Source organism: Streptococcus sp. SM5, from assembly GCF_027497975.1.
Window position 1 is genome coordinate 34,641 of sequence record NZ_JAJNSC010000025.1, and the last position, 13,027, is coordinate 47,667.

14 protein-coding genes, 1 tRNA gene, 1 rRNA gene, 1 other RNA gene and 1 pseudogene are annotated in these 13,027 nt (G+C 42.0%); 2 read left to right on the top strand and 16 right to left on the bottom strand.

Going from position 1 to position 13,027, the window contains the following annotated elements; translation table 11 throughout:
• Positions 1–2: 2 nt before the first annotated feature.
• The 3 genes from plsX to PAN07_RS14710 are packed head-to-tail and all read right to left on the bottom strand — an operon-like array spanning position 3 to position 2,928.
• Positions 3–995 (bottom strand): phosphate acyltransferase PlsX, encoded by a 993-nt coding sequence (plsX, locus tag PAN07_RS14700; RefSeq protein WP_261057792.1) that lies wholly within the window; start codon positions 993–995, stop codon positions 3–5.
• Positions 992–1,762, bottom strand: a complete 771-nt coding sequence (gene recO / locus PAN07_RS14705) for a DNA repair protein RecO (RefSeq protein ID WP_084862082.1) — start codon at positions 1,760–1,762, stop codon at positions 992–994. The genes plsX and recO overlap by 4 nt, the downstream gene beginning before the upstream one ends.
• Complete coding sequence (locus PAN07_RS14710; RefSeq protein WP_265465162.1) at positions 1,759–2,928, bottom strand: pyridoxal phosphate-dependent aminotransferase; 1,170 nt, start codon at positions 2,926–2,928, stop codon at positions 1,759–1,761. Before PAN07_RS14710 ends, recO begins: the two co-directional genes overlap by 4 nt.
• 148 nt (positions 2,929–3,076) lie before the next feature.
• Between PAN07_RS14710 and PAN07_RS14715 the strand changes: the two genes are divergently transcribed.
• Complete coding sequence (locus tag PAN07_RS14715; RefSeq protein ID WP_084862077.1) at positions 3,077–4,087, top strand: YeiH family protein; 1,011 nt, start codon at positions 3,077–3,079, stop codon at positions 4,085–4,087.
• A 31-nt stretch (positions 4,088–4,118) separates the two neighbouring features.
• Here PAN07_RS14715 and PAN07_RS14720 read toward each other — a convergent pair whose 3' ends face one another.
• The 11 genes from PAN07_RS14720 to comW all read right to left on the bottom strand — a co-directional run bounded on the left by PAN07_RS14720 (position 4,119) and on the right by comW (position 12,140).
• Positions 4,119–4,556 carry a CoA-binding protein gene (locus PAN07_RS14720; RefSeq protein WP_084862074.1) on the bottom strand — a complete coding sequence of 146 codons (438 nt, stop codon included), beginning with the start codon at positions 4,554–4,556 and terminating at the stop codon, positions 4,119–4,121.
• 117 nt (positions 4,557–4,673) lie between these two features.
• Positions 4,674–5,642, bottom strand: a complete 969-nt coding sequence (locus PAN07_RS14725) for a ribose-phosphate diphosphokinase (RefSeq protein ID WP_033682853.1) — start codon at positions 5,640–5,642, stop codon at positions 4,674–4,676.
• A gap of 145 nt (positions 5,643–5,787) precedes the next feature.
• On the bottom strand, positions 5,788–6,603 hold the full coding sequence (locus PAN07_RS14730) for a PrsW family glutamic-type intramembrane protease (protein ID WP_269798196.1): 816 nt from the start codon (positions 6,601–6,603) through the stop codon (positions 5,788–5,790).
• Positions 6,604–6,627: 24 nt separating this feature from the next.
• A complete protein-coding gene (locus PAN07_RS14735; protein ID WP_004236873.1) occupies positions 6,628–7,125 on the bottom strand; it encodes a carbonic anhydrase in 498 nt (165 codons plus the stop codon).
• A 72-nt stretch (positions 7,126–7,197) separates the two neighbouring features.
• On the bottom strand, positions 7,198–8,562 hold the full coding sequence (radA, locus tag PAN07_RS14740) for a DNA repair protein RadA (protein ID WP_152548292.1): 1,365 nt from the start codon (positions 8,560–8,562) through the stop codon (positions 7,198–7,200).
• Between the two features lie 10 nt (positions 8,563–8,572).
• Complete coding sequence (locus tag PAN07_RS14745; RefSeq protein ID WP_269798197.1) at positions 8,573–9,130, bottom strand: histidine phosphatase family protein; 558 nt, start codon at positions 9,128–9,130, stop codon at positions 8,573–8,575.
• Complete coding sequence (locus PAN07_RS14750; RefSeq protein ID WP_020903279.1) at positions 9,090–9,533, bottom strand: dUTP diphosphatase; 444 nt, start codon at positions 9,531–9,533, stop codon at positions 9,090–9,092. The genes PAN07_RS14745 and PAN07_RS14750 overlap by 41 nt, the downstream gene beginning before the upstream one ends.
• A gap of 56 nt (positions 9,534–9,589) precedes the next feature.
• Positions 9,590–9,687: signal recognition particle sRNA small type (gene ffs, locus PAN07_RS14755), an RNA gene on the bottom strand.
• A gap of 32 nt (positions 9,688–9,719) precedes the next feature.
• Positions 9,720–10,187: a tRNA adenosine(34) deaminase TadA gene (tadA, locus tag PAN07_RS14760; RefSeq protein ID WP_001110112.1), complete on the bottom strand. Its 468-nt coding sequence runs from the start codon at positions 10,185–10,187 to the stop codon at positions 9,720–9,722.
• A 199-nt stretch (positions 10,188–10,386) separates the two neighbouring features.
• Positions 10,387–11,673: an adenylosuccinate synthase gene (locus PAN07_RS14765; RefSeq protein ID WP_004257634.1), complete on the bottom strand. Its 1,287-nt coding sequence runs from the start codon at positions 11,671–11,673 to the stop codon at positions 10,387–10,389.
• A gap of 230 nt (positions 11,674–11,903) precedes the next feature.
• Positions 11,904–12,140: a sigma(X)-activator ComW gene (comW, locus tag PAN07_RS14770; protein ID WP_049544022.1), complete on the bottom strand. Its 237-nt coding sequence runs from the start codon at positions 12,138–12,140 to the stop codon at positions 11,904–11,906.
• Between the two features lie 304 nt (positions 12,141–12,444).
• Here comW and PAN07_RS14775 point away from each other — a divergent pair.
• Positions 12,445–12,750 (top strand): annotated as a pseudogene (locus PAN07_RS14775) (transposase family protein); the annotation flags it as partial.
• Between the two features lie 75 nt (positions 12,751–12,825).
• Here PAN07_RS14775 and PAN07_RS14780 read toward each other — a convergent pair.
• Both PAN07_RS14780 and rrf read right to left on the bottom strand, forming a co-directional pair.
• Positions 12,826–12,899 (bottom strand) — tRNA-Asn (locus PAN07_RS14780).
• Positions 12,900–12,904: 5 nt separating this feature from the next.
• Positions 12,905–13,020: ribosomal RNA gene (gene rrf / locus PAN07_RS14785) — 5S ribosomal RNA — on the bottom strand.
• Positions 13,021–13,027 lie beyond the last annotated feature (7 nt).

Here is a 13,027-nt window from a genome sequence, read left to right on the forward strand (position 1 = left end):
TTTTATTCTCCTGAAAATTCACGCGCAGTCTGGGCAACTACGTCTGTTTCTAGCATGGTACGAATCTGGCGAATCGTACTATAAACAGCCTTGGCATCGCTTGAGCCATGAGTCTTGACAACCGGTGCCTTGACACCAAACAAGACCGCTCCACCAACATCTGAGTAGTTGAGCTGTTTTTTCAAACCTCTGAGGCTATCCTTGAGAAGGAGGGCGCCTAGTTTTGCTCGAAGACCACCACCTGTAATAGCTGTCTTGAGCAATCCCATGATTCCCATGGCTGTCCCTTCAATGGATTTGAGCACAGCGTTTCCCGTGAAACCATCTGCCACGACAACATCCGCAACGCCATTCATCAAATCACGCGCTTCCACGTTTCCGATAAAGTTCAAACTTTCATCAGCTGCTAGTAATTCGTAAGTTTCCTTTCGAAGCGGGTCGCCCTTACTAATCTCTGTTCCGTTGTTGAGCAAGCCAACGCGTGGTTGCACAATGCCACGAACATTTTTAGCATAGAAGGAACCTAGAACCGCATATTGATGGAGGTGCTGGGCTGTATTTTCTGCATTAGCACCGAGGTCTAGCATGTCAAAACCTTTTCCATCTACAGTTGGCAAGGTAGACATAAGCCCTGGTCGATCGATATTCTTGATGCGGCCTACGATGAAAAATCCTGCGGCCAACAAAGCACCTGTATTCCCAGCTGAAAGGACAGCGTCTGCTTCGCCCTCTTTGACAGCCTTGGCTGCCAAGACCATACTGGCATTTTTCTTCTTCCGAATAGCTCTCGTAGGTTCATCGTCTGAATCAATCTTTTCATCCGTATGGATAATGCTGACGCGCTCTGTCGCTGTCAGATATTGCTTGATTTTAGCTTCATCTCCGTAGAGTTGAACTTCGATATCTGAAAAGTCAGCTAGGGCTTGATTGACACCCTCAACGATGGCCTGAGGTGCGTAATCTCCCCCCATGGCATCTACTGCAATTTTTTTCATTTCTTTTCCTCTTTTAGTAATTGTCCCCAGTCTGCTAGGGAATCAATAAATTTCTTTGATTTTAGGTGAATCCCCACGTACTCTTCGTAGAGCTGATCCATAAATTGTCGTAGCTCTTGCTTGATTTCAGGCTTGAGCGAAATGGTCTCCAAGGTCTCAAAATCAATGGCTTGAAATTGATTGAGCAGATAAGGGATGTTGGGATTAAGATGGCAACGTCTCTCATCCTCATGATAATGCTCTGGGCAAAGACAAGCTCCATATTTGAAAGAAAAGTCAAAAGCCTGACCGATCCGATGGCAAAAGACACACTCATTAAAATTGAGGCCGATCCCAAATCGAGTCAAGATTTGGATTTCAAAAATATTGGTCAAAACCTGATAATCCAAGCCCGCTTCCATCAACTCCAAAGTCTTTTGCAAAAAAGCAAACAAGGGAGCATCCTGCTGATTGTCCTGCAAACTAGCATCTGCAAGAGCTGCCACATAGGTCGCATAAGACATGACAAAGAGGTCGCTATTAATCTTGGGAAAAGTCATCACCTCGTGATAGTCCTCGATATAGCTGAGCCCGTCATCATTGATTCGCAGGAGAAATCGAGCCAACACCAAGGGCTGAATAACAGGCGCCAGTTTGGACTGACCAGCGTGCTTGACAAAAAACATGCGTTTACCAGCCTGCTCTGTAAAAATCTTGACGAGCTTGTCATCCTCACGAAAATTGCGATTGTAGAGCACCAAGCCTTGACTCGTGATAGACTGAATCATGCTTCTCTCATGTACTCCTCAAGTCGTTTCATGGCTTCTTTGATCGTCTCCATGCTAGCTGCATAAGACAGGCGAACATAGCCTTCCCCATAACGCCCAAAGGCGGCACCAGGGATAAAGGCAACGGCCTTCTTCTGTGCAAAATCCTTCAGAAAAGCAAAGGAGTCTTGATTGTAGCCCGCTGGAATCTTAGCAAAGATATAGAAGGCACCGTCTGGTTTGATAATTTCAAAACCAAGAGCAGTCATTTTCTCGATAATATAATCACGACGCTGGATGTATTCCTTCTTCATAGGCTCCGCATCGTTTTTACCAGCCGTCAAGGCTTCTACTGCAGCATGTTGGGCCATGGTATTTGCGGCAGTGACCAAGTACTGGTGACTCTTGATCAACTGGGCTGTGAAGACAGCAGGAGCGAAAATCAGCCCCAAACGCCAACCTGTCATAGCATGCGATTTAGACAAACCATTGATAATTATAGCCTGATCTCTCAACATAGTTCCCAGAGACACATGGGCTTCCCCTGTATAGGTCAATTCTGAGTAAACCTCATCACAGACAACGAAAATTTCATACTTGCGTAAAACAGCTGCTAAGGCCTCCAACTGCTCTCGACTATAGGTAATCCCTGTCGGATTAGCTGGATAGTTGAGAATAACCGCCTTGAGCTTATCACCCTGCTCCAAAATAGCCTTTTCCAACATCTCAGGAGTCAAGACAAACCCATTTTCAGTCGTGTCAATCTCGACAATCTCTGCCCCAACTAGATTGACAATTGGCTCATAACCTGGATAGGCAGGAGCTGGCAAGAGCACCTTGTCTCCCTCTTCTAAAATAGCCGTCAAAGTAGCAGATAAGGCCTCTGTCGCCCCAATTGTAACCAAGATTTCATTTTCAGGAGCATAGTCCAGTTGGTACTTTTCCTTAACAAAGTTACTGGCTGCCTGACGTAAAGTCAGCAAACCACTCATCCCTGTATAGTAGGATTGGTTCTGGTCAATCGCTCGCTTGGCCGCCTCCTTGACATGATCAGGCGTTGTAAAATCAGGTTCCCCCAAGGTCAAACGCAAGACCCCAGGAATCTCCGAAATAGCCTGATCAAACTGACGAATCAACGAAACTTGAATCTTATCTAACTGTTTATTAAAGCGCTTAGTTAAGTCCATAGATACCTCCCACTTTCAAAACGTATCTCTATTATACTACAAAAGCCCCCCGACCGCAAAAATACATTATAGAATAGCTTTCCACTTTCTATTTTACTTTTCCTGTTTACAGGTCTATAATGGTAACAGATTCTATTTGGAGGTTTTTATGTCATTTCTATCAAAAAATGGAGCAGGCATCTTGGCCTGCCTTCTCATTTCCATCGTATCTTGGTACTTAGGAGGATTCTTCCCTGTGATTGGCGCGCCTGTTTTTGCGATTTTTATGGGAATGCTCCTACACCACTTTCTCTCGCCTTATAAACAACTGGATGCGGGATTGACCTTTAGTTCTAAAAAATTGCTCCAGTATGCCGTTATCTTGCTTGGTTTTGGTCTCAATATCTCGCAAGTCTTCGCAGTCGGACAATCTTCACTCCCTGTCATCCTGTCCACCATTTCAATAGCCTTGATTGTTGCCTACCTCTTCCAGCGATTCTTTGCACTGGACACAAAACTGGCTACCTTGATTGGAGTGGGTTCTTCTATCTGTGGGGGCTCTGCCATTGCAGCGACAGCGCCCGTTATCCATGCCAAGGAAAAGGAAGTAGCCCAAGCCATCTCCGTTATCTTTTTCTTCAATGTCTTGGCTGCGCTCATCTTTCCAACCCTCGGTACTTGGCTTCACTTGTCTAATGAAGGATTTGCCCTCTTTGCAGGAACTGCGGTCAATGACACTTCCTCTGTAACCGCCACAGCTAGCGCCTGGGACAGTCTCTACCGGACCAATACCCTCGAATCCGCAACCATTGTCAAACTTACGCGTACTCTGGCTATTATCCCCATCACTCTCTTTCTCTCCTACTGGCAAAGTCGCGAGCAAAAAAATAAGCAAGGCCTTCAACTGAAAAAAGTCTTCCCACTTTTTATCCTTTACTTTATCCTTGCATCTCTCCTAACCACCCTACTGACCTCTCTCGGTGTGTCCAGTAGTTTCTTTACCCCTCTCAAACAACTTTCCAAATTCCTCATTATCATGGCCATGAGTGCTATCGGGCTCAAAACCAATCTGATAGCTATGGTCAAATCCAGCGGAAAATCAATTGTTCTTGGAGCCATCTGTTGGATTGCCATCATCCTTACTAGTCTTGGTATGCAGACCCTTATCGGCATTTTCTAACACAAAAGGTAGCCCACCAGCTACCTTTTTCTTATGCTTCCTCAATCAAGCGTGTATGTTCTCTCTTAATACAACGATTCATCACGATATCATCACATCCACCAGCACGCAAGATTTCTTCCGCCTCTAGATTTTCAAGTTCTAGCTGTGCCCAAAAAATCTTGGCATCAGCCTTGAGAAAATCACGCGCCACATCCGGCAAAAACTCACTGCGCCGGTAAACATTAACAATATCTACAGGAAAAGGAATCTCTGCTAGGCTAGCATAAGCCTTTTCACCCAAGATTTCACCACCTTCTACCTTGGGATTGACTGGGATGATTTTATAACCCCGAGCCTGCATTTCCTTGGTCACTCGATTGCTAGTTGTTTCTTCACGGTCTGATAACCCCACTACAGCAAGGGTTTTACTCGTTGCGAGATACTGACGAATCACACCATCACTTGGATTGATAAATTCTTGACTCATAGAAATCCTCCTTTTTCATCAGTATAGCATATTTTGAAAAGGCTTGCAGATTTTGGCTACAAAAAAGCTCCTAGCAGTTCACTTCTGCTAGGAGTATGTTTTATTCTAAGTGAAAACTTAAATCTTTTTCTCAATACTAAAAAGTGGAGAAAGTGGGCGTTTTTCATGGATACGCACAATAGCATCTCCTAGGAGATGAGCGATTGAAATCTGCTCAATCTTATCAATCAAGCGCTCTTCTGGCAGGTAGATCGTATCCAAAACAACCAATTTCTTGATAGCTGATTTTTGGATATTGTCCATAGCAGGACCAGAAAGAACTGGGTGCGTACAGCTTGCATAGACTTCAACAGCACCAGCTTCCGCAAGAGCATCTGCCGCGTGACAAATCGTTCCAGCTGTATCAATCATATCATCAATCAAAATACAAGTCTTGCCTTCGACCTTACCGATGATGTTCATGACTTCACTAGTATTCATCTTATCAACGCTACGACGTTTATCAATAATAGCAATAGATGTTTTCAAAAATTCTGCCAACTTACGGGCACGAGTCACCCCTCCATGGTCTGGGCTGACAACCACATAGTCAGAACCAACCATACCACGACGCTCAAAATAATCCGCAATCAGAGGAGCCCCCATCAAATGATCCACAGGAATATCAAAGAATCCTTGAATCTGCGCAGCATGCAAGTCGATGGTCAATAAACGATCCACTCCAGCTACTTCAAGCATATTTGCGACAAGTTTTGAAGTGATTGGCTCACGCGCTCTCGCCTTTCTATCCTGACGTGCATACCCATAGTAAGGCATGACAACATTGACAGATTCTGCACTCGCACGCTTCAAAGCATCTACCATAATCAAAATTTCAAGCAGATTGTCATTTACAGGCGAACTAGTTGATTGTAGGATAAAGACGTGTTTTCCACGGATTGATTCTTCGATGTTGACCTGAATCTCTCCATCTGAAAATTGGCGAACACTTGATTTTCCCAACTCTATCCCAATCTCCTGCGCCACACGTTTTGCCAATTCTTGATTAGAAGAAAGGGCAAACAGCTTTAAATCAGAAAAAGACATGATTTCCTCCGGTATATATGTATCGCTTGTGCTTTTCACAAGATTTTTCCATTTACCATTGTAGCGCTTTTTGCACTATTTTTCAATCAAAAATAAAAGAAGGGTACCATATTTGTACCCTTGCATCATTCTTTTGAAAAATATTCTAGTTCATCAACTCATTGTGCTTCTCAACAAAGTGATACGCCTGATAAAAACCATAGAGAGTAATAGCCGTAACCACTGGAATCGCTAAAGGCAACTCTGTCTCCAACTCCACAAAAGGAGAGTTAAACAAGAAGTGAGTTCCCAAGGCTAAACCTAGGAAAATAAGCCCCTGTTTCTTTCCAACTTTCTGCCCTTTATAGGCTCTGTAAAGCAAGTAAACACCCACTACAGCTAGACCTGAAAAAGTCCAGTGAGAGGCAATTCCTGAGATGATACGCTCCAAAATCCTTGAAATAGTAAAATCAAAGCCCTCTGGCAAATCCGTACGAATATAGCCAATATCCTCAATCATTTGGAATCCCAAACCAGAAGCAATCCCTAGTAAAAACAAAGATTTTAATTTTCGCACAGGAATCAAAGCTAAAACAAAAACAAGTGGCAATAATTTAAGCGGTTCTTCTACCAAAGGAGCCACAATAGCACTTTCAAAGGCATTTAAAAATGCACTATCTGGGAAAAGAATACCCAGTAAATCATGGATATAGGTATTAGCAAAGCTAGACAGCCAACCTGAAAGGAACATCCCACCCAATAAAGACAAAATCAAGGCCTTCTTTGGTAATTCCCATTTTTTCCCAATACAGAAAAGGAAATAAAGAGCCGGAATCATGTAAAAGAGAGCTAGAAAGATAGAAACTCCCATTAGTCCATATTCCGCACCTGACATCGAACCATCCGTATAGTAGATAGTCTCATACTGCAAACCAATACATAGCAATAAGATAAAAATAAATAAAATACTGTTTTTCTTCATACACTTTCTTTCTAAATGAAGTATTTATAATTCTACGACTGTCATACTTCCTGTATCCACATCGTAAATGGCACCAGAGATTATCACATCATCTGGTATTAAGGGAGACTCGATAAGGAGTTGCATATCCTCGCGTACACTCTCCTCTATATCTTGGAAAGGCAAAAAGTCCTGATCTGACACATCAACACCTAGTTCCTCTTTTAAATACTCCTGAAAAGAGCCATTTTCAAAAGTCTGAGCACCACAGTCTGTATGGTGCAACACCACAATCTCTCTTGTCCCCATTTGTTGCTGGGAAATAACTAGCGAACGAATCATGTCCTCAGTCACTCGACCTCCTGCATTCCGCAAGATATGAGCATCCCCAAGTGCCAAACCTAGGGCTTGCGCAACGTGCAGACGAGAGTCCATACAGGTCACAATAGCCACTCTTGTTTTGGGTTTAAGTGGCAGATTTAACTGCCCATGTAGGGCAACATAAGCCTGATTGGCTTGCATAAACTGTTCAAAATACGACACGATTCCCTCCTCGAAAATTTGATAGTCAAATATTTCTCCTATCTTATCATTTTTAAAAGGATTTGTCACGGATTATGCAAAGACCTTTTTCAAAACCTCCTGAATCGTTGTCACGCCAATGACCTGAATTTCCTTTGGTGGAGTGATTCCTGTCAAGGAATTCTTAGGTACATAAATCTTAGTAAATCCCAGTTTAGCAGCTTCATTGATGCGTTGTTCGATACGATTCACACGCCGAATCTCTCCTGTCAAGCCCAGTTCTCCCACAAAACATTCCTGAGGATTAGTTGGCTTGTCTTTATAACTCGAAGCAATGGCAACTGCAACGGCCAAGTCAATGGCAGGTTCATCCAATTTGACACCGCCAGCAGATTTGAGATAGGCATCCTGATTTTGCAAGAGAAGACCTGCCCGTTTTTCCAAAACAGCCATAATCAAGCTAGCACGATTGAAATCAAGTCCTGTCGTCGTACGCTTGGCATTTCCAAACATGGTCGGTGTTACCAAGGCCTGAACCTCCGCCAAAATAGGACGCGTCCCTTCCATGGTCACAACGATTGATGAACCAGTTGCTCCATCCAAACGCTCTTCTAGGAAAACTTGACTCGGATTGAGTACCTCAACCAATCCGCCCGACTGCATCTCAAAAATCCCAATCTCATTAGTGGAGCCAAAACGGTTTTTGACCGCTCTCAAGATACGAAAGGTATGGTGGCGCTCTCCTTCAAAATAAAGCACCGTATCCACCATATGCTCTAGCATACGCGGACCAGCCAAGGTTCCTTCCTTGGTCACATGCCCTACGATAAAGATGGCAATGTTATTGGTCTTGGCCAGCTGCATAAGTTCAGCCGTCACCTCACGCACCTGAGAAACAGACCCCTGCACCCCTGAAATCTCAGGAGACATAATAGTTTGGATAGAGTCAATAATGAGGAAGTCTGGTTGGATGCGCTCCACCTCAGTTCGAACACTCTGCATATTGGTCTCTGCATAAAGATAAAACTCGCTATCAATATCACCCAAGCGCTCTGCTCGTAGCTTAATCTGCTGGGCAGACTCCTCCCCACTGACGTAGAGAACAGTCCCAACTTGAGACAGCTGAGTTGAGACTTGTAGGAGAAGGGTTGATTTCCCAATCCCAGGATCCCCACCTATGAGGACGAGACTTCCTGGTACCACTCCGCCTCCAAGTACACGGTTGAATTCCTCCATCTCTGTCTTGGTTCGATTGACGTTGATTGAAGTCACCTCAGCCAGTTTCATGGGCTTAGTTTTCTCACCTGTCAAGGATACACGTGCATTCTTGACCTCGGCAACCTCAACCTCTTCTACAAAAGAAGACCAAGACCCACAGTTAGGACAACGTCCCAGATATTTAGGGGAATTATAGCCACAATTTTGACATACAAATGTCGCTTTTTTCTTTGCGATAATAAACCTCTTTCTATATCTCTATCTCACACTCAATTACTTGGCAAAAATCAATCTTCTCATTTGGCACAAACTGGCGCATGAGCATGTTGTGAGTTACCACTATCACGGTCTGGTAATCTCGATACTTAGCCATACATTCTAGAAAACGAGACTTCATCTTCACAGCTGTCTCATATTGAATAGGACTATTAGGAAGTAACTCCCCATTATTTTCTAGAAATATAGCACGAGCTTTTTCAAAATTATCTGTGCCACTTTCATAGACCTGCCACTCATGCAATAATAGTTCCACTCTCAAAGGAAGTCCAGTAACACAAGCCACATAAGAAGCCGTTTCTAAAGCTCTTGTGACTGCAGAAGATACGATTATTTCAGCTGAAGGGAGTAAAGGATTGGTGCTTAATTTCTGGACTTGCTGCCGTCCCTTATCAGACAAGGGTGCCAAATCTATCCCAAATCCCGTATAAGAACGCTCCTCTAACTCACGATAATCTGGCTCCCCGTGACGCACAAAGATAATCTTCATCCTAGTGCCCTGTCGATCCAAATCCACCAGTTCGAACGCCATCAGCCATATCTCCATCTGCAATTAAGAAAGGAGCAAAGACAGCCTGGACAACACGTTCTCCAACTTCAAGAACAACCTCTTGGTCTGTGATATTCTTCATCTGAGCAAAAATATGCCCTTCATTCCCAGGATTGCCATAATAATCCCCATCAATGACCCCAACTGAATTAATTAAAACCAAGCCCTTCTTACGAGGGTTTGAAGAACGATCATAAAGGTAAAGAACCTCAGTCGGTTGCATATAAGCCTTAACCCCTGTCGGAACCAAGACAATCTCTCCTGGCGCAATAACCGTACGTACAGCAACCTTTAAATCGTAACCAGCCGCATGCGCTGTCTCACGCTTGGGCAATAAATTTTTATCTGTAAAAGTCGAAACCAATTCAAAACCACGAATTTTCATCATCTTCTCTTTTCTATTATCATTTATTCTAGATTATTCTATCTTATTTATTCGGAAAAAGCACGAAAAAAAGAGCACACAATTCAAATCGCTTAGGGCTGCTGGATTCCTCCCCTGACCCGCTTCACGCAGAACTGTTGCTCCACTATTTATTATATCACATTCCTATTCATTTTAAAAGCAAAATTATTTTTTCCGTCTATTTCTAAAAAAGTCCTGCATAATAGCTGCGCATTCATCTTCCAAAATTCCCGTTTCAACTTCCACACGATGATTGAGACGCTCATCTGTTAAGATATCGTACAAACTCCCAGCAGCGCCAAATTTCTGGTTTTTAGCCCCATAGACCACGTTTGGAATACGGGCGAGGCCAATCGCCCCACTACACATGACACACGGCTCAATGGTCACAAAAAGCGTGCAATCAAGCAAGCGCCAGCTCTCCTCACTCAGATTCGCATTCTCTATGGCCATAATTTCCGCATGCATAACCGCTCGCTGCAGTTCCTCACGCGCATTATGGCCACGGCCAATGATTTCTCCGTCCTTGACAATCACACAACCAATTGGAATTTCATCGTGTTCAAGAGCAATCTCAGCTTCTCTCAAAGCTTCCCTCATAAAGACTTCTTTTTCTTCAACTGTATAATTCATCAATTTCCCTTTTACTACTTATCGATTTTATTATTATATCATGAATCCCAAGACAAAAAAAGCCACCGAATGCGGTGACTTTATAGGGAGATTATTATGAAAAAGAAAAGTTTAGGATATTTGTTACAACAAGTTAGGAGGTCTTCTTGTAACTGTCTATAGTATACCCGACCTATCTTAAACAAATCTTAAAAATCTCTTAGGACCAAACACTTTCTAAAATATTTGTTTGTTCACGACCAGGACCTACTGAGAAAGTAGAAATACGAACGCCAACCAATTCACTCACACGACGAACATAGTTACGCGCATTCTCAGGAAGATCTTCCAAATTACGAACTCCAGTAATATCTTCTGACCAACCTGGCAACTCTTCATAGATAGGCTTGCAACGTTTCAATTGCTCAAGACTAGCTGGATAGTAGTCAATACGTTGACCATCAAGATCATAGGCCACACAGATTTTCACTGTATCTAAACCACTCAAAACATCGATAGAGTTCAATGAAAGATTAGTAATACCAGAAACACGACGACTATGACGCATCACAACTGAGTCAAACCAACCCACACGACGTGGACGACCAGTTGTTGTACCATATTCATGACCAACTTCACGGATACGTTCTCCCACTTCATCAAACAATTCAGTTGGGAAAGGACCGTCTCCTACTCGACTCGTATAGGCTTTACATACACCTACAACCTTGTCAATCTTACTTGGACCAACACCAGAACCAATCGTAACACCACCAGCCACAGGGTTTGATGACGTAACAAATGGATACGTACCTTGGTCGATATCTAGCATAACACCTTGTGCACCTTCAAAAAGCACACGTTTACCGTTATCAAGCGCATCATTCAAAATAACAGATGTATCTGTCACATATTTCTTGATTTGTTGACCATATTCGTAATATTCTTCAAAAATATCATCGAAAGAAATCGCTTTACTGTCATACAATTTTTCAAAAAGACGATTCTTTTCAGCAAGGTTACGTTCTAAGCGCTCACGGAAAATATCTTTATCTAAAAGATCGGCGATACGAATCCCAACACGAGCAGCCTTGTCCATATAAGCTGGACCAATTCCCTTAATTGTAGTACCAATCTTATTGTCGCCCTTAGCTTCTTCTTGCAAGCGATCCAACTCGATATGATAAGGCAAAATAACATGCGCACGATCAGAAATACGCAAGTTATCAGTTGTCACACCCTCCTCATGAAGATAGCTCAACTCTTTTACAAGAGATTTAGGATTTACAACCATTCCGTTACCAATAACAGAAATTTTTTCAGGGAAGAAAATCCCAGATGGAATCAAGTGCAATTTAAACTTCTTACCATCAATCACAATCGTGTGACCTGCATTATCACCACCTTGGTAACGTGCAATCACTTCTGCATTCGCTGAAAGGAAGTCTGTAATCTTCCCTTTACCTTCATCACCCCATTGGGTACCTACAACAACAACTGAAGTCATAATCTTGTCTGAGCCCTCAGGCTCTTCCTTTCTCACATACATGGCAGGACTCTCACCCGCAATTATATCTTACAATTTATTATAAGAAAAAATCGCCTTTTTATCAAGAAGAAACAATAGAAAGATTTGCTATTTCCAACTATTAAAAAATATTTTAGAAAAATTAACAGCTATTTATCATAATTGTTCCGTAAAAGAGTAAATTAGTTCGGGAATTCACTCGTACTGCCTCAACAAGAAATAAAACCTCGATTCATTATCATCTTTTCAAGATACAAACGATAAGCAACACGATAATGGTAAACGATAAAATCCCTACGACACCCAATGCCATATCGAACTAAATAATAAATCAAAAATTTAAAATGAAAATGTTCCCATTCCCAACTATCACCAAAGAAAGTAGCATACTCTTCTTCGATACTGTTATAGAAATCTGTCATCTGATCATAAATACTTTGTAGCATAAATATATACTCCTTTTCTTTTTATGACCTTATTCTAACAAAAAATTATAAACAGATATTATCAATTCCTGAATTGCTCAAATACCAACCTCAACAAGATAAAAAATGAGAAAGATAGACATAATAGAAACAAATATCTTATATCAAAAACAAACTATTAAATCTCTAAAAATAAAAAATTTCTATAAATGATTTATAAAATTATCCTGATAATTAGGCTCTATAATATTTGTAGTGGCTAAATCCCCTATAGATATTATGGAGCCTATTTTGTTGTAGAAAAAAGTTCCATAGAAAAAATCATATGGAATCATTACTTTTTATCACAAAAATACTTGATATCCAAGACTCAAACATCAAAATTCTAGATATCATCAATATGGATACACACAAGGAAATTATCGCTAGAATGGACTACAACTCCCCATCTTGTCCTTGTTGTGGAAGTCAAATGAAAAAATATGACTTTCAAAAACCTTCTAAAATTCCTTACCTCGAAACGACTGATATGTTTGATATGTTTAGCAGAATCCTCCTTAGAAAGCGTCGATTCAAGTGCTATCATTGTTCTAAAATGATGGTAGCCGAGACCTCTCTCGTCAAGAAAAATATCACTTATCATTAGGTGCGAGACAGATTATTAATTACAAAACAAAAAGAGGTCGAAACCTCCTTTAATTAACTACTCCGCCAGTAGGACTCGAACCTACGACATCATGATTAACAGTCATGCGCTACTACCAACTGAGCTATGGCGGATTAGAGCTAAGCGACTTCCATATCTCACAGGGGGCAACCCCCAACTACTTCCGGCGTTCTAGGGCTTAACTTCTGTGTTCGGCATGGGTACAGGTGTATCTCCTAGGCTATCGTCACTTAACTCTGAG

Bases quoted from the DNA above. Each gene is read 5' to 3' on its own strand.
- PAN07_RS14765 (WP_004257634.1), bottom strand. From the start codon at position 11,673: ATGACTTCAGTTGTTGTTGTAGGTACCCAATGGGGTGATGAAGGTAAA.
- PAN07_RS14750 (WP_020903279.1), bottom strand. From the start codon at position 9,533: ATGAAAATTCGTGGTTTTGAATTGGTTTCGACTTTTACAGATAAAAAT.
- tadA (WP_001110112.1), bottom strand. From the start codon at position 10,187: ATGAATTATACAGTTGAAGAAAAAGAAGTCTTTATGAGGGAAGCTTTG.
- plsX (WP_261057792.1), bottom strand. From the start codon at position 995: ATGAAAAAAATTGCAGTAGATGCCATGGGGGGAGATTACGCACCTCAG.
- PAN07_RS14725 (WP_033682853.1), bottom strand. From the start codon at position 5,642: ATGTCTTTTTCTGATTTAAAGCTGTTTGCCCTTTCTTCTAATCAAGAA.
- PAN07_RS14715 (WP_084862077.1), top strand. From the start codon at position 3,077: ATGTCATTTCTATCAAAAAATGGAGCAGGCATCTTGGCCTGCCTTCTC.
- PAN07_RS14710 (WP_265465162.1), bottom strand. From the start codon at position 2,928: ATGGACTTAACTAAGCGCTTTAATAAACAGTTAGATAAGATTCAAGTT.
- recO (WP_084862082.1), bottom strand. From the start codon at position 1,762: ATGATTCAGTCTATCACGAGTCAAGGCTTGGTGCTCTACAATCGCAAT.
- PAN07_RS14720 (WP_084862074.1), bottom strand. From the start codon at position 4,556: ATGAGTCAAGAATTTATCAATCCAAGTGATGGTGTGATTCGTCAGTAT.
- PAN07_RS14745 (WP_269798197.1), bottom strand. From the start codon at position 9,130: ATGGCGTTCGAACTGGTGGATTTGGATCGACAGGGCACTAGGATGAAG.
- PAN07_RS14730 (WP_269798196.1), bottom strand. From the start codon at position 6,603: ATGAAGAAAAACAGTATTTTATTTATTTTTATCTTATTGCTATGTATT.
- comW (WP_049544022.1), bottom strand. From the start codon at position 12,140: ATGCTACAAAGTATTTATGATCAGATGACAGATTTCTATAACAGTATC.